Source organism: Alteromonas sp. ABH4_453, assembly GCF_056160665.1.
Genome location: NZ_JBSWXP010000005.1, coordinates 201,881 through 221,973 on the forward strand (window position 1 = coordinate 201,881; position 20,093 = coordinate 221,973).

Genomic DNA, 20,093 nt, shown 5'->3' on the forward strand with positions numbered 1-20,093 from the left:
ATGACAAAGCCGTTATCAATTTCAACGCTACCTCTTTTAAGTGACAGCGTAAGTAAACCAAAATACGACCTGGAAGCAACCGGTTGTGGCATTGTGCATATTGGTCCAGGCGCCTTTCACCGTGCGCACCAAGCGTATTATACCGAAAAGGCGCTGGCTTATGGCGGTGACTGGCGCATTCACGGTGTGTCAATGCGCAGCGCATCACTTAAAGAAGCGTTGAGTACACAAGACAATCTCTATGCGTTGTGTATTGTTGATAACGAGCCTGAAACCCACATTATCGGCGCAATTAAAACCCTTTCAACATTAGCACATGATCGTGAAGACATTGTTGCTGCGCTGGTAGACAAGCAAACTAAAATTGTGACGCTTACCGTGACAGAGAAGGGCTATTGCCTTAATGCACAAGGTCATCTAGATACTGATCATCCGGATATAAAAGCTGATTTAGTCACGCCAGAAACACCGGTAAGTGCAGTTGGCCTAATTGTGCAAGCACTATCACAACGTAAGCAGGCAGGCTATGCAGATATTACCATTATCAGCTGTGACAACGTGTCAGACAACGGTAAAAAGCTGCAAAAAGCGGTGACCGAGTTCGCCAATAAAACGGATGAATTACTCGGCCAGTGGATAAGCGAGAACATCGCCTTCCCCTGCACTATGGTTGACAGTATTACGCCAGCAACTGAAGACAGCTTTAAAGCCAACGTTGCCGCTGAGCTGGGTTTAACTGATAACTGGCCTATTCAGCGAGAGGCATTTACTCAATGGGTGGTTGAAGATAATTTTTCTGGCCCACGACCTGCTTGGGATAAAGTTGGCGTTACTTTTACTCATGATGTGAGCTTCTTTGAAAAAGCTAAGCTTCGCATTCTAAACGGCACACATTCAACACTGGCCTACATAGGGTTATTGCTTGGCAAGGAAACCGTATTCGACGCAATGCGTACCCCAGCCATAAAGCAACTGATTCAAACCATGTTGAAAGAAGAAATTGTGCCGTCTCTATCCAGTGATAACGAGAATGCCGATAGCGGAACACAAGACTTCGATCTGAACGCTTACGCACAAGACATTGTTAAGCGCTATGAGAATAAGCATATTCGCCACCTGTTGTCGCAAATTGCTTGGGATGGGTCACAGAAAATCCCATTTCGAATTCTCGACACAGTACGCGATAACCTAAAAGCAAAACGAAATATTGATTTGCTCTGCAGTGCAGTTGCGGCCTGGTGCCTATTTGTAAACAACAAGGCACGTTTAAACGAAACCATTACCGACCCGCTAGATAGTATGTTAAGGGCTACAGCAAAATCGGTAGACTTTCAGGCAATAGAACTTGCAAAAAAATTGCTATCTCTTGAAACCATGTTCGCCGAACTGTCGGTAAACACTACGTTCAAAGAAAAAGTGCTCGAAAAAGTTAATCAGCTGCTTAACATTTTATCGCACGAAAACAGCAACGAAGGCCAGCAAGGTTCTGCTCCCACTACGTTAACAGAAAGTTCGCTAGATTCACTAAAAGGAACCGCGTGATGAAAAGTACCTTTTCCATGCTTAAAGGCGCCCCATTACTGCCTATTATTCAGCCTAAATCTGTTGACGAGGGGCTTCACCTAGCAGAAGCAATTGCAAATAGCGGCCTGTGCAACATAGAAGTAGTGAAACGCAGCGACGCAGCATTTGAAGCCCTGTCAGCGATTAGAAAACAGTTTCCTGAACTCGTTGTGGGTATGGGTACATTGTTAAATCGCAACCACGTATTTGAAGCGTTGGATGCAGGCGCGCAGTTTTTGATAACGCCCACAAGCTCAGAGACATTGCTCGATACACTGATTGCGTCTAATGCACCCTTTTTGCCAGGCGTCGCTACGCCTGCCGATATTCTTTTGGCGCACCAAAAAGGCATTCGCGAGATGAAGTTCTTTCCTGCGAGTCTTAGCGGCGGAACACCTTTTCTTAAAGCTATTTCAAGCGTATTTAGCGATGTCTGCTTCTGCCCTACCGGCGGCATTAATGGCGATAACGCGAATGAGTATCTCTCGCTTGGCAATGTAAGAGCAGTAGGCGGTACATGGATGATGCCGAAGGCAGCCATTGAAGCAAAAAATTGGCAAGCTATAACTTTGGCATGTCAACAAAGCCTAACATTGTTTGATGAGGCTGCGGCATGAGTATAGTTGATACCAACCAAAGAATGGTTATTTTTGGCGAGTGCATGGTAGAGCTTCGAAGCACTCAGCGTGAATCATCAGTTAGTACGCGCGATGAAAACACAGATAATAATCTGATGGCGAAAAGCTTTGCTGGCGACACGTACAACACTGCGGTTTATTTAAAACGCTGCTTGCCTTCCTCTTCCATTAGTTACTTAACGGCTATAGGCGCAGACTTTTTAAGCGATGAGCTGCTGTTTAAAATGGGGGAGCACGAAATTAACACTGATTTAGTGTTTCGCTCGTCGTCGCGTAACCTTGGCCTGTATATGATCCGCAACGACAACGAAGGTGAAAGAACCTTTGCATATTGGCGTAACCAGTCTGCAGCAACACAGACGCTCAACATTATGAAGGGCGCTGAATTTGCTTGTGATTGGTTTTATTTGAGCGGTATCTCTATTGCCATTTTAGATGACGAACAGCGCGCTACACTTTTCGAACTAATTTCGTCACTCAAGGCCAAAGGAAGTAAGATTGCCTTTGATCCTAATTATCGAGCTCGTCTTTGGTCATCTCGAGAAGATGCCAAATACTGGACGGGTAAGGCATATGCTGAAGCAGACTTGGCGTTCCCAGGTGCAGACGACCATTTAATGCTGTTTGGCCACACTAATGCTGATGAAATATTTAGCTATTTAGCCGACAAACAGATTGAAGAAATCGTTATGAAAAACGGGGCGGTTGGCGTTCATATACTCCGTCAACAAGAACAATGTATTGTGCCTGTTGAGCGTGTTGAACAGGTGGTTGATACAACGGCTGCTGGCGATGCATTTAATGGCGGTTATATGGCCGCTCGACTTGCAGGTAGAAAGCCTGTTGAGAGCGCGAGCTATGGTGCAAAAGTGGCAGCGACTGTGATTACCTACCCCGGTGCCATTATATCAGACGATGCCTTCACTAATCACATACCGTCGCTATAGTCGGTATGTGACATTCCTCTTTTTTCTCTTCTATTTCCTGCCATTGTAACCATAAGCAAGCACGCTAATTAAGATAAAGGCGATCCCGCACTAAAGAACGCGGCACGCCCGCAATAACGCGCCACTTCATTTTTATGTGAGCTTACAACGTGTCTCGATATACGTATTTTGCCAGTGGGTGCGCTGTCGCTTTTAGCTCTCGCACGAATATTTGCGCCATTTTCGCCGCGCCCACAACGTTCAAGTGAGTGTCGTCCGTTTTGCCTTCAGGGTAGCGCGCATAAAGGTCGGCGGGCACCTTAATGAAGTAATGGTTGCTATTAGGCTCGCCTACCTGAGCAAGAAAATCGCAAGTTAAAGCGTTCATAGGAATAAATGGCACGTTATTTTGTGCTGCCACTTTCTTCGCTGCATCGGCATACGCCAGCAACGTCCGTTTTAACACACCTTCCTCAGTGAAATGACGCCTGCAAATACTACTTGCGATAATCACTGATGCCCCTGTTGCTTCAACATCCTGAACAAACTGATTCAAGTAAGCTGGATAAGCATTTTCCGGGTCGGCATAGCGAGCAGGATCCGACTGTTTTTGATCGTTATGACCAAACTGAATAGCCACAAAATCACCTTCAGACAGATCGGATAACAGAAGCTGCCAGCGTCCCTCATCTACAAATCGCTTTGTGCTTCTGCCGTTAGCCGCGTGGTTTTTAATATTAAGATTGGGTAGCATGAATTCAGGAAGTAATTGCCCCCACCCACGTTCTGGATATGACAACATAGGCTTGTCTGACATGGTTGAATCGCCTACCAGATGTAGGGTAACTGGCTTTTTGTAGGGTGGAGCTTTTACAGCCTCTTCACTGCCTTTATTAGTAGCGCTTTGGATTGAAGCACTTTGGGAACCCGAATTGGTAAGTGCATAAGCGCTAGATTGCGCCGCGTAACTAATGTGAAGTGTACTCGTGCCTTGCTGGTCTGCTACTGCAAAAGTACTCGATACAACAAAAACGCTTGCAAGACTATAGCGCAGCGCGTTGAATATTTTCCCTGTGGTGGGTTTACTTGAACTTTTCACACCTTTTCTCCTTTTCAATATTTCTATTGTTGCGATGCAAATTGCTCAAAAAGTGAGGTAGAGGCGTGGTGAACTCCGCCCGGCCTACACTTTTTACACATAAAAAAGGCCATCATTACGATGGCCAAACACACCCGTCTTCACGGAACACAACATTTAATTATTATCTCAGGCCGGCCAACATAATTGGTCAGCCTGTTTTTTACATCGTATAACGAGCGCCCAAGAAGAACTGACGGCCCGTGTGGTTGTACTCACGTACCAAGTTCAAAGAGCCATCACCCGTGGTAAACAAGCGCTCGTACTCATCGGTAAGGTTAATGACTTCAAAGGTTAACGTGAGTTCGTCGTTTACGTTATAAAATGACGAGAAATCTACCTGCGTAGGTCCTGTCGTACCGTGCGCAACGTTACCATTACTGCCAGTAAAGTCTGTCAGGTAATCGTCGCGTTTGTTAACTGACACACGCGCACCGTATTGGTCTGTTTCGTAATACACCGTAAAGTTGTACGATGTTTCACTCATACCTTCGATGTCGTCCGCGTTAACGTGAGTGTAGTTCGACACGATACCCATGTTTTCGAACAGTCCTGGTAGAAAGCTTAACGGCTGCTGATAAATTAGCTCATAACCGCTTACACTTCTGTCTTCAGCGTTAATTGGACTGCTATGCTCGTATGGAATAGTGCGTGGGTCTAGCGCAATTACAGGGTCAAACTGTGCATCGTTGTCGATAAAGTCGTAGTAAGCACTGTCGACTAAACGCTCTTCTGATGCGCGAACAATCCAGTTATCAATGTCTTTGTAGAACACGGTTGCTGCTAGTAGCGCTTCGTCATCGAAGTACCATTCAACACCAAAATCAACGTTGTCTGAAGTGAATGGGTCAAGGAATGGGTTCCCTACGCTCACCGAGCCGTTAATATAATCAAAACTAGGGTTGCCAGGGTTTAACGAGTTCAGGCTTGGGCGTGTCATAGACTGGGTTAAGCCAAGGCGTACAACAACGTCGTCAGTGGCCTCAAGTGCTAAGTTAACCGCTGGTAAAAAGTTATTGTAGTCATTTTCAATTTGTACCGTTTCGCCTTGAATAAAGCCTTCAGAGGTGGTGGTTGTTTTCACATAGCGTACACCGTAGTTAGCGCGAAGCAGCATATCGCCAATCTCGTAGCTAGTATCCATCTCGATGTAAGCAGCAGAGGTTTCTTCGCCTACTTGCCAGCTTTGTGCAGAGCGTGGTGTCCAAACAACGTCTAGCAGTTGGCTGTTAATGGCGTCAAAGTCGGCCACAAGGAACGGATCAAGTGGTCCATCAAAGCCACTTCCGAAATCGTCTACCGGCATCATTTCAGCAAAGCCGACCGCCGAATCTTGATCTGGGAAGCCATTAATTTGCTCTTCGCTGTAGGTTACTACGCGGTCGTTGTAGGCGAAACCCGCCTTGATAGTCACTTCGTCGCCAAGATAAGTGGCATCAAACTTAACCGTATCGTTTTCGCGCAATACATCAGTAGCACGTAATCGGCCATCGCTTAGATTATAGTTACTTGCATCGTTAACGTCATAACCATAAGTAAGCTGCGGCGCGTTAATGTTATTGCTAAAGTCAAAGCCGTAGCTAGTTTCTTCCAGCAGCGTCATATTGTAACGATATTGCTCTGAACGAGCGTCAGACTCTGCGGTACCTGCCATCATATCAAGTTTTAGATTTTCACCAATAAACCACTCGCCAGAGATAACAAATTGGCTAAAGTCAGTGGTTGATTCCTGCAAACGACTCTCTATACGCGACTTGATACCGTCGTAACTTCCAGCCAGCACCTGTTTGCCGTTTGGATGCACTGTAATTGAAGTAGGGGTAATCTCGTCAAATGTACTTCTAAACATGTGGAAGAAGTTATACATGGTACGGGTGTTATCAAGCTTAGACACTAAACCGTCTAACGTTAGTGTGAAATTGTCTGTTGCAGCCCACTGAATAGACCCCGTAAAACCAGTACGCTCTTGGTCATTGCCAAAGTAATCAGGGCGTGGAAGGCGTGGTGTCCACAAGCAGTTAACGGGATCAACAGATTCGCCTTGATACTCGCAATTACCCACGTCTGGCGTGCCGTTCACCACAGTATCAGACGTGTCTGCAAAAATACCGCCACCATCGCGAACCGGTGTTGTCCAACGAACGGTACCAAAACCTTCTTGCCTTACTGTGCGCTCTGAGAAAGCGGCCGAGAAAAGTACGCCCACCTTATCGTCAGCGAAACGATTGCTGATCATGAAAGCTGCGCGAGGATCGGTCTCTTCAGTAATGCTGTTATAGCCACCTTGAAGAGATGAAACGAATTTAAAGCCGTCATAATCGAACGGTTTTGCCGAATATAAATCCACGGTACCTGCAATACCGCCTTCTTCCATAGAGGCAGTGGGAGATTTTTGAATATCTACGCGGTTGAACAACTCAGATGCGAAAATGTTAAAATCAAAGCCACGTCCGCCGTTAACACCGCCTCCTGAGTCTGTACCATCTGTACTCGCTGGCACTTCCATGCCATTAAGTGTTGTGCGGGTAAATGAAGGGCTTAAACCGCGTAAGGTAATTTGACGCCCTTCTCCCCCCTCACGAGAGATGGCTACACCAGGAACACGCTGAATAGACTCTGCAATATTTAAATCCGGAAATTTACCAATGTCTTGGGCAACAATAGATTCTTTGCTGTTAACTGACGTTCGCTTTTCCATTAATGACTTATTGAGCGATCCACGAAAGCCAGATACCTCAATGACTTCCATATTTTGTGCTTCGGTTTCACTAGTTTGTTCGTCTGTGGCTTCTTGCGCATGAATATGTGCGCCTGACAACGCTAACGTAACAAGAACAGCGAGTTGCTTTTTCTTTGGTAACATTGTTGTTTCTCCGGTTTTTATATTTATAAGAGACGCGCATACTGACAAAAGGTGAAGATGCTTTTGAAACGTGTGTGAACTATTCAAATTTACACAAATTCAACATTTATCGTATTTAACCATTTCACTCCCCTTTATGCCACCGGATAACATTTTGGTGATTAATACCGTCAATGCTTTACATTTATCCGATAGCATGTCTTGGCTGTTAAGGAAGCGAAAACGCGTCAATGCTAATTCATTCTCTATAATGGTCTCGTAAACCACCAAAACCTTGAATGAGAAGAGTTGCAGGGTACAGCTACGTTTTCTAATTAACGCAAAACTTCTCTTCGGCAATAATGTAAACCTCGAAAACAACACTCAAGCTTTACATTTGATTTACATCCTAAACAGTTATGCTACCGGTGGCAACAATTTTGTTAAAAAAATTTACAATAAGTAGAAATTTGATATGCAATGATGAAAGAAGGGAAGACTATTTAAACTAACCCAAGCAGGATGAATATTCTAACTAAGTCATTTAAATACAAAAACTTAAGTTATAATAGTCACTTTTTAAACGCGTAAAATAAAAGTTAAAAAATATAAACAATCCCGTTGACATATGAGCAAATAAAAACCATTATGCTACCGGTAGCACAGAGTGTATTTACAATGTTATAAAAATAAGGGTTTGTTATGCTAAAAGGTATTCTACGCGCAGCTTCCGTTGTAGCTTGCACGGCGTTTGTTTCTTCCGCTGCTAATGCAAATGATTGGGTACAAATGCCTCTCGACAACACACAATCATGGTCTATGAGAATGATAGAGTCTGAGATGGTGCGTTTCCCAGAAGCTTGGCAAATCGACTGGGACGAGAAGCCCCAGTGGGATTACGTTCACGGTCTCAATCTCCTTGCCATAACGGAAGTCTATCAAGATACTAAAGATCCCCGTCTCCTGTCTTATGTAAAAGGTTACTACGACATGTTGGTTCAAGATGACGGAAGTATCAAAACCTATGATATCAACAAGTTCAATATTGATATGGTTAACCCGGGTAAGGTGTTATTTTTTCTTTATGAAGAAACTGGCAACCCTAAGTACAAAAAAGCCGCTGACCTACTTAGAACGCAGCTTACTACTCACCCACGTACCAAACAAGGCGGCTTTTGGCATAAGAAACGTTATCCAGACCAAATGTGGCTTGATGGCCTGTACATGGGAGCACCTTTTTATGCCGAGTACATTGTTAAGTACGGCGATATGAAAGAGCTAGACGACGTATTTTTGCAATTTGAACTCATTGAAGAGCACCTTTACGACGAAAAAACAGGCCTCCCCTTGCATGGCTGGGACGCATCTAAAAAGCAAAAGTGGGCTGATAAAGAAACAGGTCTTTCTCAACATCACTGGTCACGTTCGCTAGGTTGGTATGCTATGGCAATGGTGGATGTGCTAGAAGTTGTTCCTGCCGAACACCCAAAAACACCGTGGCTAAAAGCGCGCTTTAAAGCGTTTATCGACGCTACGCTTACCTATCAACATAATTCGGGCACTTGGTATCAGGTTACTGACTTGGGCAGTCGAGAAGGAAACTACCTTGAAGCATCAGGTACGGCAATGCTGACCTACGCTATGGCTAAAGGTTCAAGCCTTAAATTTCTTCCTGAAAAATACAAAACTTACGCAGAAAAAGGGTTTGCTGGACTTCTTGATCAAATGATTTCGGTTAATCCAGAAACTAACGTTATCAGCCTTGAACAAGTTTGCGCTGTTGCTGGTCTTGGTGGAAATCCATATAGAGATGGTTCATTCGACTACTACATGAGTGAGCCAATCAGAGCAAACGACGCGAAAGGTGTAGGTCCATTCATTCTGGCTGCACATTATTTGAATAAGTAAAAAGCGCTAAATCGTAAATATAAGGGGTATATGATGGTCCGACCTAACTCACCGAATGCCAGACGTCACTTTTTAAAGTCTGGCCTCGCCACCACTGTTGCAGCTTCTGGGGTGGCTTTAGGTGTTCCAGCATTCCTATCTGGATGTGCAAGTGTGACCGAAACGGGAAGGACTCAACGCCAGTGGGACGCTGAAGCAAACCTTATTAAAGGGATGATAAAGCGCCCCACCTTTGCAAAGCGCGAAGCTAATGTAACCGACTTTTTAAATGAAAATGGCAGTGATTTTAAGCAAGCGTTACATGCAGCTATCGACCAAGTCGCACGCCAAGGTGGTGGCAAAGTGGTTGTGCCAAAAGGCGACTGGCTATGCAGCGGCCCAATTCACTTACAGTCGAATATAAACTTGCATATTGAGGCAGGCGCAACCATTCGATTTTCTACCAATCCTGATGATTACAAACCATATGTTTTTACTCGCTGGGAAGGTATGGAGTTAATGGGTTACTCCCCTCTTATTTATGCTTTTGAGCAAAGTAATATCGCAATCACCGGCAAAGGTACGCTTGACGGTAGCGCGGCGAAAGACAACTGGTGGCCATGGAAAGGTAAGTGGAAGGCTTCAACATGGGGTGACGATCCGGTTGAGAACCAAAAATATACCAGAGACACGCTGCAAGAAATGGTAGAAAAAGGGACACCCGTTAGTGACCGCGTTTTTGAAAATAATTACCTGCGCCCTCCGTTTATACAACCTTACGGCTGTGAAAATGTACTTATTGAGGGTGTAACCATTCTGCGCTCTCCATTTTGGCTGGTTAACCCTGTGCTTTGCAAGAACGTCACCGTTAACGACGTGTACTGTAAAAGTTTCGGCCCAAATTCGGACGGGTGCGACCCTGAAAGCTGCACGAACGTTCTTATCTCTAACTGTACATTTGATACAGGGGACGATTGCATTGCCATTAAATCTGGACGCAATGCAGACGGTAGAAGGGTCAATGTTCCCTGCAGTAATATCGTCATAGAACATTGCGAGATGAAGGCTGGCCATGGCGGTGTTGTAATCGGCAGTGAAATATCCGGTGGTGTAGAGAATCTCTATGCTCAGTATTGCACCATGAGTAGCCCTGATTTAGACCGCGGCATTAGAATTAAAACCAACAGTATTCGGGGTGGTCACCTAAAAAATCTAAACTATCGCAATATCGATATTGGGACGGTGAAAGACGCTGTTGTCGTGAATTTCTTCTACGAAGAGGGTGATGCCGGTAACTTCCCTCCTCTACTGGAAGATATCACTATAGAGAACTTAAACGTTGCTTCTGCTAACCGAGCCTTTGTACTTCGTGGATACGATCATACACCTATTTCTGGGTTGACGATAAATAACGTAACGATAAAGCGTGCAATTAAAGATGCCGTTATCGAAAATGTAGCGCACCTTTCAATAAACAATGTGTTTATTAATAGCCAACCATTTAACAAGCATGGGCGGTAGAAGAATAAATACTATGGAATTTAATAAAGCACGTGTCAGTCTTAGTTTAGCCTTTGTGTTGCTGGCGGGTATATTTTTCAGTGGATTAAGCGCGGCAATGCCAGCAACGACGGATGTAGTGGTAGCTAAATCACATGACAGTAACGATAACAGTGACGTAACTAACGGCGCTTTACCTCGTTTTAGCTCTGTGTCCCAAGCTGTTACTTATATCGAGTCTCACGAGCCACAAAAAGATAAAGTATGGACCGTCTTTATTAACGAAGGCATTTATCGAGAGCGTGTCGTCATAAACGCTGACAATATTCACTTGATAGGCCAATCGCAAGAAACAACGACTATCGTTTTCAATCGATATGCAGGTCAAAAAGTTGCAGAAAACTCTGATGAAAAATGGGGAACTCGTCGCACAGCCACGGTGGAGATTTTAGGTGATAATATCACTGTCGAAAATATCACTATCACCAATGATTTTGATTATCCCGGTAACGAGCTCAAAGCAAAAGATGACCCTACTCGATTATCAGGTACGCAGGCAGTAGCGCTTAAAACCGACGTGAACTCAGATCGCACTTACCTTAAAAATGTCGCACTTTGGGGTTATCAAGACACCCTCTATTTAAAAGGTGACCGCGCTTTGATTGAAGGCGGAACAATAGCGGGACATATTGACTTCATTTTTGGTGAGGGCAGCGCATTTTTTGAAAGCGTTTCTATTATCTCCCGAGCACGTCATTCAGGTGGTGACAGCGAAGGACTAACGGGCTACATAACCGCCCCAAGCACCCATTTACAGCGCCCATATGGACTTACTTTCAACAACTGTAGGCTTGAAAGAGAAAACGGCGTTCCAGATGAAAGCGTGGCACTGGGTAGACCGTGGCATCCAACAACCACCTTTTCAGATGGCCGATATGCAAACCCTTACGCTGTAGGTAAAACCACGTTTATAAACACCTATATGGCAGGTCATATCATCCAAAAGCGATGGACTACTATGGGTGGAACTACGCTATCAGGTATAAAGAGACCATTTAGTCCCCACACAGAAGCACGGTTTTCCGAATACCAATCTTTTGGAGATGGTGCACCTAAAGAAGCCGCATCACCTGCAATTGACTCCCATTTTCTAAACGATAAAGAAGCAGAGTTTTACACTAAAGAAGCGGTATTGCGTGGCTGGGAGCCAAACCATTTTCCAAGCGATGATGAATAGGGTCACTTAAAAAAGTAATTTGCTCAGCACATTGCGTAACCACTTGGCATCTATTATCTTTTAGTTACCACTGTGCATTTCTTTACCTTATGTCCATACGTTTTCGATATATCGTTGCTTTAGCGCTAACAGCATCGCTAATTACCTTGTCTTTTTTAATTCTTTCAGGGTTAATTAAAGAACAAAAGCAGGATGGAGAAATTATTAATATTGCAGGCCAGCAGCGTATGCTGTCGCAACGCATAGCGATGCTGGCAGCTTCATCGACATTGTGTGGAAACAGCCAAGAATTAGGCTATTTAAAGCAAGATCTTACTAAATTCAAACAAAATCATAAGTATCTTGTTTCGTTGGAACACCTGCCTACTCAAACGTTTAACACTTATTTTCAACAAGGACAGCTTGATTCAAAAGTCAAAAACTTTGTCGATAGAGCTGAGACCTTGTTAACAAATGCACGTTGCGAAACGTCTCCCCTTATGCCGGTTGAAGAGCTTACCTCGCTTCTACAGCAGCTAGACAATGTTGTAAGCCAATTAGAACAAGACGCAATATCACGTGTAGATACAGTTCTTAGTATTGAAATGTACCTGTGGCTTGCAGCACTTGCTCTACTGAGTATAGAAGCCGCGCTTATTTTCTTTCCTATGGAGCGTCAGGTTAAACGCTCTATTAACGCGCTAGAGCACTCGAAAGAATTAGCACAAAATGCCGCAGAAAAAGCCGAGAAAGCCAGTAAAGCAAAATCAGAATTCCTCTCAAGCATGAGCCATGAGTTACGTACGCCTATGAATGGTTTATTTGGCATGATTGAGCTGGCAATAGATAACCCCGAAAAAAGTAACTTGTACTTAAAAAAGGCAAAAACAGCCGGCCGGCAGCTGTTAGTTTTGATTAATGACATTCTCGACATATCAAAGATTGAAGCGGGCAAAATAAAAATAGAGCAAGCCCCTGTTGATTTACTACAAGTACTAGACGATGTGGTGTCGTTACAACGGGTTTATTGCCAACGCAAAGGGCTCGAATTTCACTATTTAAAAGACGCTGATCTTCCCCATGTTATCGAAGGAGATATAACGCGAATAGCGCAAATCTTACACAACCTGCTGAGCAACGCGATTAAGTTTACGGCTGAAGGCTCGGTAACGCTAAAAGTGACACACGCTAAAAATGAAAATGGCAATCGCCTTATCTTTGATGTTATCGATACAGGCATTGGCATACCCTATTCTAAGCTAGAAAACATTTTTAAAAAATTTGAACAAGCTGACCAATCTACAACACGAGAATTTGGTGGCACAGGGCTAGGGCTTAGCATCGCAAAACAGCTAGCTAACTTAATGGGTGGCGATATAAATGTGGCCTCATTCTCAGGTCAAGGCAGTACATTTACCTTCACAATGCTGACAAGAGAAGCACAGCTCCCAGATATCAATATTGTGCCGAGTGTTAACTTGCGTTGTGCAATCATTGACGACCTTCAAACCAGTCGCGAATACTTTGAGCACATCGTTGCGTCTATGTCGATTGAGCCCTGCAGCTATGAAAGTGCAAATGCATTTTTAGATGACAAACCGTTTAGTTTTGATGTCATAATTCTTGACCTCTCTATGCCAGAAATGAGCGGCGTAGATTTACTTCATCAGCTTAAAAGTTTAAAACCGCCTAAATTTCCTAAAGTAATATTAATTTCGGCTGAACTAGAAAGACTGGAAGACGAACACGAAATACTTGAAAGTATTTGGAAGACTCATGCTAAGCCAATCAACAGACGTGAACTGGAAAACGATTTAAGTAAGTTAATTGAAGCAAAACCTGTTAGTCGCCAAGAGATTCAAGAAATCAACAAAAAGAAACGGATACTATTGGCCGAAGACAACGAAATTAATGCCGAGATTGTTAAAGCTATATTGCAAACAGAAGGCTATAAATTTTTGCATGTTAAAAATGGTCGCGATGCCGTTGAAGTAAGCAAACGACACAAGTTCGACCTGATACTTATGGACTGCAATATGCCAGTTATGGGCGGTATCGAAGCTTCAATAATTTTAAGAAAAACACTGGAAACTAACACTCCTATAATCGCACTAACTGCAAATGCATTTGCGGAAGATAAAGAAGAGTGCTTAGCTGCGGGCATGGACGATTTCCTCTCCAAGCCCTTAGACAAAGACACTCTAATTACCACGATTAAAAGATACATCAGTTAATAAAGACGCTTGTACTTGTGGGCTAGGTTTGCCGAACATCAATATTAACGCATGTAAACGGTCTCTAAGCTGTATAAGGCTCTTTCTCGCCTACATAGCCTGGGGCAATGGCAAGGTTATCAGTGTCTGCCAAACTCTGCTGATTTCTAAGCCAAAGCTGGTATTCGCCAGTGCGCAAACTCGCATGTTTTGTGCAGTCAACATTCCAGCGGCGGAGTAAATACCCTGCCATAGCCGCGCGTACCTCTAATTTGAGTACTCCTTCTTCCATAGCGTAATCAAGCTCTATTGCCGTAGAATATTTGATATTCTTCGGGTGAGGCACTATTTCAAGTGAGATAAGTCTTCCCCACTCTTCATCGTGTTCAATGCATTCGTGGGTTTCAGGCTCAGTTTTAACTGTAACCTTACTAATTCTTGTAAGCACAAAATCGCGAAAGCTTTGTGATTTTCTATCGAAGGCGCGCACATGCCAGCGCTGGCCGTTGTCAACAATACTATGCGGCACGAGTTCACGTGCGCCACTGCCACTAGACAGCGACGTGTAAATAACGCTCATCGCCTTTTTGTTGACTATGGCTTGTACTACTTTCGCTACCACAAAAATATCAGGCACGTTCAGGGAAGATGCACTTTCTACCGGGAAATGTACATCGCCAATAGCATCGAAACCGTCCGATATATCGTTAGCAAGCTTTACCAAGGTACGTTTTGCATCGTGCTCGAAAACCGGAACGAAGGTTTCTGTTTGAAAATAACGCTTTTCCCTTGGATCGTAGATTAAGTTATCGGGCGCAAGCTCTTTATAAAGAGTAAAGTCACGAGAGCCGGCCGATAAACCCACTTCAAACCGATTGATTAAATCTTGGCGATGAATGGCCCCTTTAAACAAAAGGCAGAAGTCGATATACGCCAGTCGTTGGCGTTGAGAAAAAGAAATGGTTTCTAACATGGTGCGCGCTTATTGTATTTTTATTCAGTGTGGTTCATTTAAAGCCGCATGTAAATAGCAAAAGAAATAAAAAAGCCCAGCACTTGGCTGGGCTTAAACGTTTAGCGTTTAAGGTTTATGATTTCGCACGCTTACGAGCGAAAAACATACCACCTATAGCCAGAAGCGATAGCGCAAAGGTACCAGGTGCAGGTACTTGAGCGATTTCAAAGCTTGTGCTGTTGATGTCAATTTGTTGATTTTGGCCACCTAAAGAAACTCCACCGAAATTAAAGCTACCTTCTAAACCGCTCAACTCCGAAATTCCCGCGGCCTGAGCAATAAACTTTAAACTATAAAGGCCTATGACAGGAGTTGTCGACTGATAAAGAAAGTCGATTCCACCTTCATGATCGAAGATTGAAGAACCTATCTCTAGTACACCACCTGGTTTAGCTTCTGGTAAGAAGAGCTCGAAAATCACGTCGCCAGAGACGTTAACCGTACCAAAAGGATTTGATGTAGAAGCGCCAATAAAGCTCAATAACGACTCATCAAACTCCACAATGGTGTTGTAAACGTCGAATAATTGAACAAGCAGTACATCTCCTGAAAAAGCATCTTCATTAGAAAAGCTTACCGTCGCCGTGATAGTTTCTCCTACCTGATAAATCGATTTATCCGTAGAGATTTCAATTATTGCGGCATTTGCACTAAAAGTTGCAAATGCCAATACCATTAAAATAATTTTTTTCATTTTCTTTCCAATTACTGAATTGCACATGCAGTGCGTGTACACATAGACATTAACGCGTATAAATCGTAGATATTTAATCTGTCATCATTGTTAAAGTCGTGCTCTTCAACCGTCGCTTGACGTTGTAGAAGTAAGGTGTAGAACGCCAGAATATCGTTGTTATCTATGTCACTATCGCCATCAAAATCACCAATAACTGGCTCTGGCTCACTCGCTTCAGGGAAATCCAATACGACAAGTACTGGGTCGTGATCTGACGAGCGATACGCATCAGCGCCGTAGTAACTAGAAAGCTGGGTTTCAGTCTTATAATTTACGTTATAATCGAATACGCGGGGTTCATCGGCGTTAATGTGCCATACCGTTGCGTCGACCACATATTCCGTTAATGATGGGCTTGATAAAGCGTGATCTAAGTAACCTACTTCTCCGCCAAAGCTATAGGAATAAGCGCCGTCTCCATCAAAGAAGTTAACCAAGTTACTGTAGCCAGCCTCTTCAAGAGCAAGGATAGGGTCTTCTTTCGCATAGGCATTCAAATCACCCATTACGATAACGCGGTCAGACAAGACGTCGCTCTTTTGCTCAACAAGGGAAATCAGACCTTGTGCAGCTTGGGTACGCTTTTCATTCCAACAACCTTGACCGTCACCTGAGTCTGCGTCGTTGCCTGTCGCACCACCACAACTTTTTGACTTAAAGTGATTTATTGCTAAGGTAAAGTCTTCACCATTACTGTTTACATTAAAGCTTTGCAGTAAAGGTTGACGGTTACCCTCGTCAAATGGTGGTTCAGACGTCGTCACAGGGTTACCCTGAAGCGAAACTACGGCAGGCTTATAGATTATACCTACAGCAATTTCATCGCCGCCCAGCAAAGACTCTAATGCAACATAGCTGTACTCATCGCTACCTAGTTCCGCGTTCACGCTGTCTACTAATGTCGCAATCGCAGAATCACTGCCGTAACCATCATTTTCAATTTCGACAAGGCCAAGCACATCGGCGTCCATAGCCACGATGGCAGATACTGTTTTTGCTTGCTGACGAGCAAATTCAACTTCTGAATCAGCACCGCGAGTGGTGGGGAACACCGGACCATTGAAGTAATTAAGCACGTTAAAACTAGCCACTTTTACATCGCCGATAGCATTTAGCTGTGGTGCAGCAATTCGTGGGTTAGTGCGCACAGTTTGGATATCACCGACAGGGATAAGATTGTAAGCACCAAAGGCGTAATGTAATACACCTTCTAGGGCTTCTACACTGTCACCTAAACGCAGTGGATTGTTGTGTGATAAACCACCTACAGGGAAAGGAATGCCATCCAAATTCTGTGATGTAGCTCCGTCATCAACCAATAAGGTGTTTCGTGCATTAATTTCAGCTAGCGCCAACGCCTCTTCTGAACCCGCTACAAACTGATTAGTAGGAATGAATAAGCGTTCTGACGACACGTTAAACTGACCATAACGTCCAAGATTGTACATATCAGAAACTTTAAGGGTTTGCTCAAAACTGATGTGCATGCCCTCTAGTGCTTCCAAAGAAGTATCGAGGCTAAATGGCATAGCAATAGGTGTGTAAAGCACATTACTACCTACACCCGTAATCTCGAGTTCTGCAGACAAGCTTAATTGGGTTACACCAAAGCGCTCGCCTACTGTACCTTGCAAACGCACTGCATCCCCTGCTTCTGGCAGGTTAAATGAGCCTGCGTAAACGAACACACCTTCAGAAGTTGCCGGGTTATCGTCTGAATCACTTGCTTCTTCCTGAACAAAGAAACCGCTCATGGCAGGTACAACTTTGGTGACTACTGCTTCAACAATAACATCCGTGCCGACAAGCGCTGATTCTTCACCGTCGCCTTGAATCGCGCTGATAAGTGCCACTTCAGCAATTGGATCTGTCGGATCTGTTGGGTCTGTAGGATCCGTTGGGTCGGTTGGGTCTGTTGGCTCACTTACTGAACCGTTGTGAGAACCAAAATTACTTAGCGTATCTTTTGAGAAGCTATCCCACTCATCAAGAGTAAAAGCAGGGTTTCGGTTAGGGTTTCCGCCTGTTACAGAGCTCTTACGCACTAACGTGACGTCTTTGCCCCAATTAGTCTTAACGCCATAAGTACCTAATGCATCAACAACTTGACCGTTATATACCAACTCAACGTAATCATCGCCGTTGAAGTTCATTACGAAACTGCTGAGTGTAGAACCAGTTGTAAGTAAAGCATCGGCTTGCGCGTGAGCGAATGTTGCTACGCCACCTGCAGGAATTTCGCCTTCAAGTGCCAGTACTTTACGGTCGGCGTCGGCAGTATCACCGTTTGAAAGTAAAACTAACTCGTAACCAGACAAGCTCACAGGTTGAGTCGAGCTATTGAAAAGCTCTATCGCTTTATTAAAGCTACCACCCTCAATATACTCTGAAATGTAAACACTATTGGTTGACGGCCCAGTATCACCACCTGCGTCACCACCGGTATCACCACCTGTGCCACCACCGTTATCACCACCTGTGTCTCCACCGGTATCGCCGCCAGAATCACCACCTGTGTCACCACCTGTGTCACCACCCGTGCCATCACAGCTTTCATTAAAGATAAGTGAAGCAAGTTCAGGCTTATCAATAAACGGGTTACGGTTCCCCTGGAATTCAAACACACGCTCGTTACGGCGACGCTCAAATTCATCCACTGGATCGCTCTCGTGCCACTGAAGCAGTACACAAAGCTTTCCAAATGCTGCTTCGTCGGTAGATGTTAGACGGTTTAGCAATACTAAATCTTCTTCGGTATCACCTGCGGTGTTACCGTCGTAACGCACATCCATATAAAGCATAGAGCGAGCAACGTCACCCTTCACTGCATCGCGCGGTTCGAAAGAATCGCTATCAACGCGGTTTTCAGGCGCTTCGGCAAGTGCGCTATCGCTGAAGTCAAAATCTAGATTACCGCGAGAGCTATTTACTGAAATGTCTGTAGGGCGCAGATGAAGAATATCTGTGTATGCCGTTAAACTTCTGCTTGAAAAACCGTGGCTTTTTGCCCAAACATGTTCGCGGTTCCAGTTTTCTTGGTTAGAGCTTTGGCTACCGCTTCCGTTGGTAAACTTACCTTGTGATATCCCTTTGTAAAACAGGATAACATTGTCAGTATCTGCAGGGTCTTCATCGGTGTAGGTAAGCGCAGTCCACACCTCAGAATATGATAGCGTGCGATGACCGTTTTCAATGATGTTGTGTGCTGTTTCTTTCAGTGATTGTGCACTATCACCGCTAGCAATAGCGGCATCTAAAGCGGCATAGTAGTCCGATGCTACAAAATCACTCGCTAAATTGATTGCTTCTAAATCTGGGCAGTTAAAGCAAGTACCGCTTAAGAAAAGGAGTTCGTTGGAAGGCTCGCCCCCGTTATCAGGGTTATCACCGCCATTGTCTGTGCCATCAGAGGCACCGCTACCCGTCACCGAAATACTATCTAAATTTAAGTATTCTGTGCCTGCATTATTAGCCATGGCGACTTTCAATACTAACGTGCTTCCGCTACCAATTGTTTCATTTACCGTGGCATTACCGAAGTCATCTTGTACAGTATTTGATGCGCCTTCGGTAATTGTTATAAGCTCAAAAGCGCCGCCATCTAGTGAGTAAAATACATCAATGTAATCAGTCGATTCAAAATCGCCACTTTCCGAAAGTACTGCATTGATGGTGACATCACCCGCATCAGTAATATCAATCGATTCACTCAACCATACCACTTCGCCATCCACATCGCGGGCTTGCATAGCGCCGTTTTCAACGCGAAACCAATCTGAGGTTGCAGTTAATGCGCCTGCGGAAACATCAATTGACCAACGTTCAACGCCTTCAAGGCTTAGAACGGCCCCACCGGGATTAGAACCAGTTGCGCCCTTTCCTTGCAATTCACTGGATTCAAAATCTTCCTGCCAAACCGTGTCGGCCGATGCATTAAGTGATACTACGCCCAGTGACAATGCCCCTGCCAACAACGCGTTGACAACTTTCGCTGATTTACTCAGCTTATACTTTTGTGTGTTACCCTCATTAACCATTTTGCTTTCCGCTTTATTTGTATAAGGAAGGTATAAATTCTTATACATACGTATGCGCAGCAAGCACTTAATAAAAATAATAATATAAACGTCACATGTTATATATATCAACAAGTTAAAGCTTTAAAATAAGTTTACTTATTCATTAACTCGACTAAACTTTGGTACAGGAAAAGCTAATTTGTAACATTATTAAAATGTTTCAGTTTTGAAACATTTCCATGCTGTAATCTTGCGCATGTTACAATTTAAATGCACAAAAAAAGAGCACCTATAAAGCACTCTTTAGTTCTGTGATGGACATTAGACGCACTGACTTACTTTGATTAATGATGCCTCTTTGTCGCTTACGGATTTGCAGGAAAACAGTTTTTACAGCGTT

The 20,093-nt window shown here is 44.1% G+C and carries 12 protein-coding genes; 7 read left to right on the forward strand and 5 right to left on the reverse strand.

Features of this window, described 5'->3' with window-relative positions:
• Genes ACXAGV_RS11655 through ACXAGV_RS11665 form a run of 3 tightly spaced genes read left to right on the forward strand, consistent with a single transcriptional unit; the run spans window position 1 to window position 3,148 of the window.
• Window positions 1-1,542, forward strand: coding sequence for a mannitol dehydrogenase family protein (locus tag ACXAGV_RS11655; RefSeq protein ID WP_474873402.1), 1,542 nt, complete (start codon window positions 1-3; stop codon window positions 1,540-1,542).
• Window positions 1,542-2,180, forward strand: coding sequence for a bifunctional 4-hydroxy-2-oxoglutarate aldolase/2-dehydro-3-deoxy-phosphogluconate aldolase (eda, locus tag ACXAGV_RS11660; RefSeq protein ID WP_014976837.1), 639 nt, complete (start codon window positions 1,542-1,544; stop codon window positions 2,178-2,180). The genes ACXAGV_RS11655 and eda overlap by 1 nt, the downstream gene beginning before the upstream one ends.
• Entirely contained in the window at window positions 2,177-3,148 is a 972-nt protein-coding gene (locus ACXAGV_RS11665; protein WP_474873403.1) for a sugar kinase, read from the forward strand. The genes eda and ACXAGV_RS11665 overlap by 4 nt, the downstream gene beginning before the upstream one ends.
• 142 nt (window positions 3,149-3,290) lie before the next feature.
• Here ACXAGV_RS11665 and ACXAGV_RS11670 read toward each other — a convergent pair whose 3' ends face one another.
• Complete coding sequence (locus tag ACXAGV_RS11670; protein WP_474873404.1) at window positions 3,291-4,226, reverse strand: rhamnogalacturonan acetylesterase; 936 nt, start codon at window positions 4,224-4,226, stop codon at window positions 3,291-3,293.
• A gap of 202 nt (window positions 4,227-4,428) precedes the next feature.
• Window positions 4,429-7,128, reverse strand: a complete 2,700-nt coding sequence (locus ACXAGV_RS11675; protein ID WP_474873405.1) for a TonB-dependent receptor — start codon at window positions 7,126-7,128, stop codon at window positions 4,429-4,431.
• A 681-nt stretch (window positions 7,129-7,809) separates the two neighbouring features.
• On the opposite strand from ACXAGV_RS11675, the gene ACXAGV_RS11680 reads away from it, so the two are divergent.
• The 4 genes from ACXAGV_RS11680 (at window position 7,810) to ACXAGV_RS11695 (ending at window position 13,944) form a co-directional block, all read left to right on the forward strand.
• Complete coding sequence (locus ACXAGV_RS11680) at window positions 7,810-9,015, forward strand: glycoside hydrolase family 88/105 protein (RefSeq protein ID WP_474832905.1); 1,206 nt, start codon at window positions 7,810-7,812, stop codon at window positions 9,013-9,015.
• Between the two features lie 33 nt (window positions 9,016-9,048).
• Window positions 9,049-10,515: a glycoside hydrolase family 28 protein gene (locus ACXAGV_RS11685; protein ID WP_474873569.1), complete on the forward strand. Its 1,467-nt coding sequence runs from the start codon at window positions 9,049-9,051 to the stop codon at window positions 10,513-10,515.
• A 13-nt stretch (window positions 10,516-10,528) separates the two neighbouring features.
• Complete coding sequence (locus ACXAGV_RS11690) at window positions 10,529-11,731, forward strand: pectinesterase family protein (RefSeq protein WP_474873406.1); 1,203 nt, start codon at window positions 10,529-10,531, stop codon at window positions 11,729-11,731.
• 89 nt (window positions 11,732-11,820) lie between these two features.
• Window positions 11,821-13,944, forward strand: coding sequence for a response regulator (locus tag ACXAGV_RS11695; RefSeq protein ID WP_474873407.1), 2,124 nt, complete (start codon window positions 11,821-11,823; stop codon window positions 13,942-13,944).
• A 64-nt stretch (window positions 13,945-14,008) separates the two neighbouring features.
• Here the strand turns inward: ACXAGV_RS11695 and ACXAGV_RS11700 are convergent, their stop codons facing one another.
• The 3 genes from ACXAGV_RS11700 to ACXAGV_RS11710 all read right to left on the reverse strand — a co-directional run bounded on the left by ACXAGV_RS11700 (window position 14,009) and on the right by ACXAGV_RS11710 (window position 19,711).
• Window positions 14,009-14,896: a WYL domain-containing protein gene (locus ACXAGV_RS11700; RefSeq protein WP_474873408.1), complete on the reverse strand. Its 888-nt coding sequence runs from the start codon at window positions 14,894-14,896 to the stop codon at window positions 14,009-14,011.
• Between the two features lie 115 nt (window positions 14,897-15,011).
• Window positions 15,012-15,632: a PEP-CTERM sorting domain-containing protein gene (locus ACXAGV_RS11705; RefSeq protein ID WP_474873409.1), complete on the reverse strand. Its 621-nt coding sequence runs from the start codon at window positions 15,630-15,632 to the stop codon at window positions 15,012-15,014.
• A gap of 11 nt (window positions 15,633-15,643) precedes the next feature.
• Window positions 15,644-19,711, reverse strand: a complete 4,068-nt coding sequence (locus ACXAGV_RS11710) for an ExeM/NucH family extracellular endonuclease (RefSeq protein WP_474873410.1) — start codon at window positions 19,709-19,711, stop codon at window positions 15,644-15,646.
• Between the last annotated feature and the right edge of the window lie 382 nt (window positions 19,712-20,093).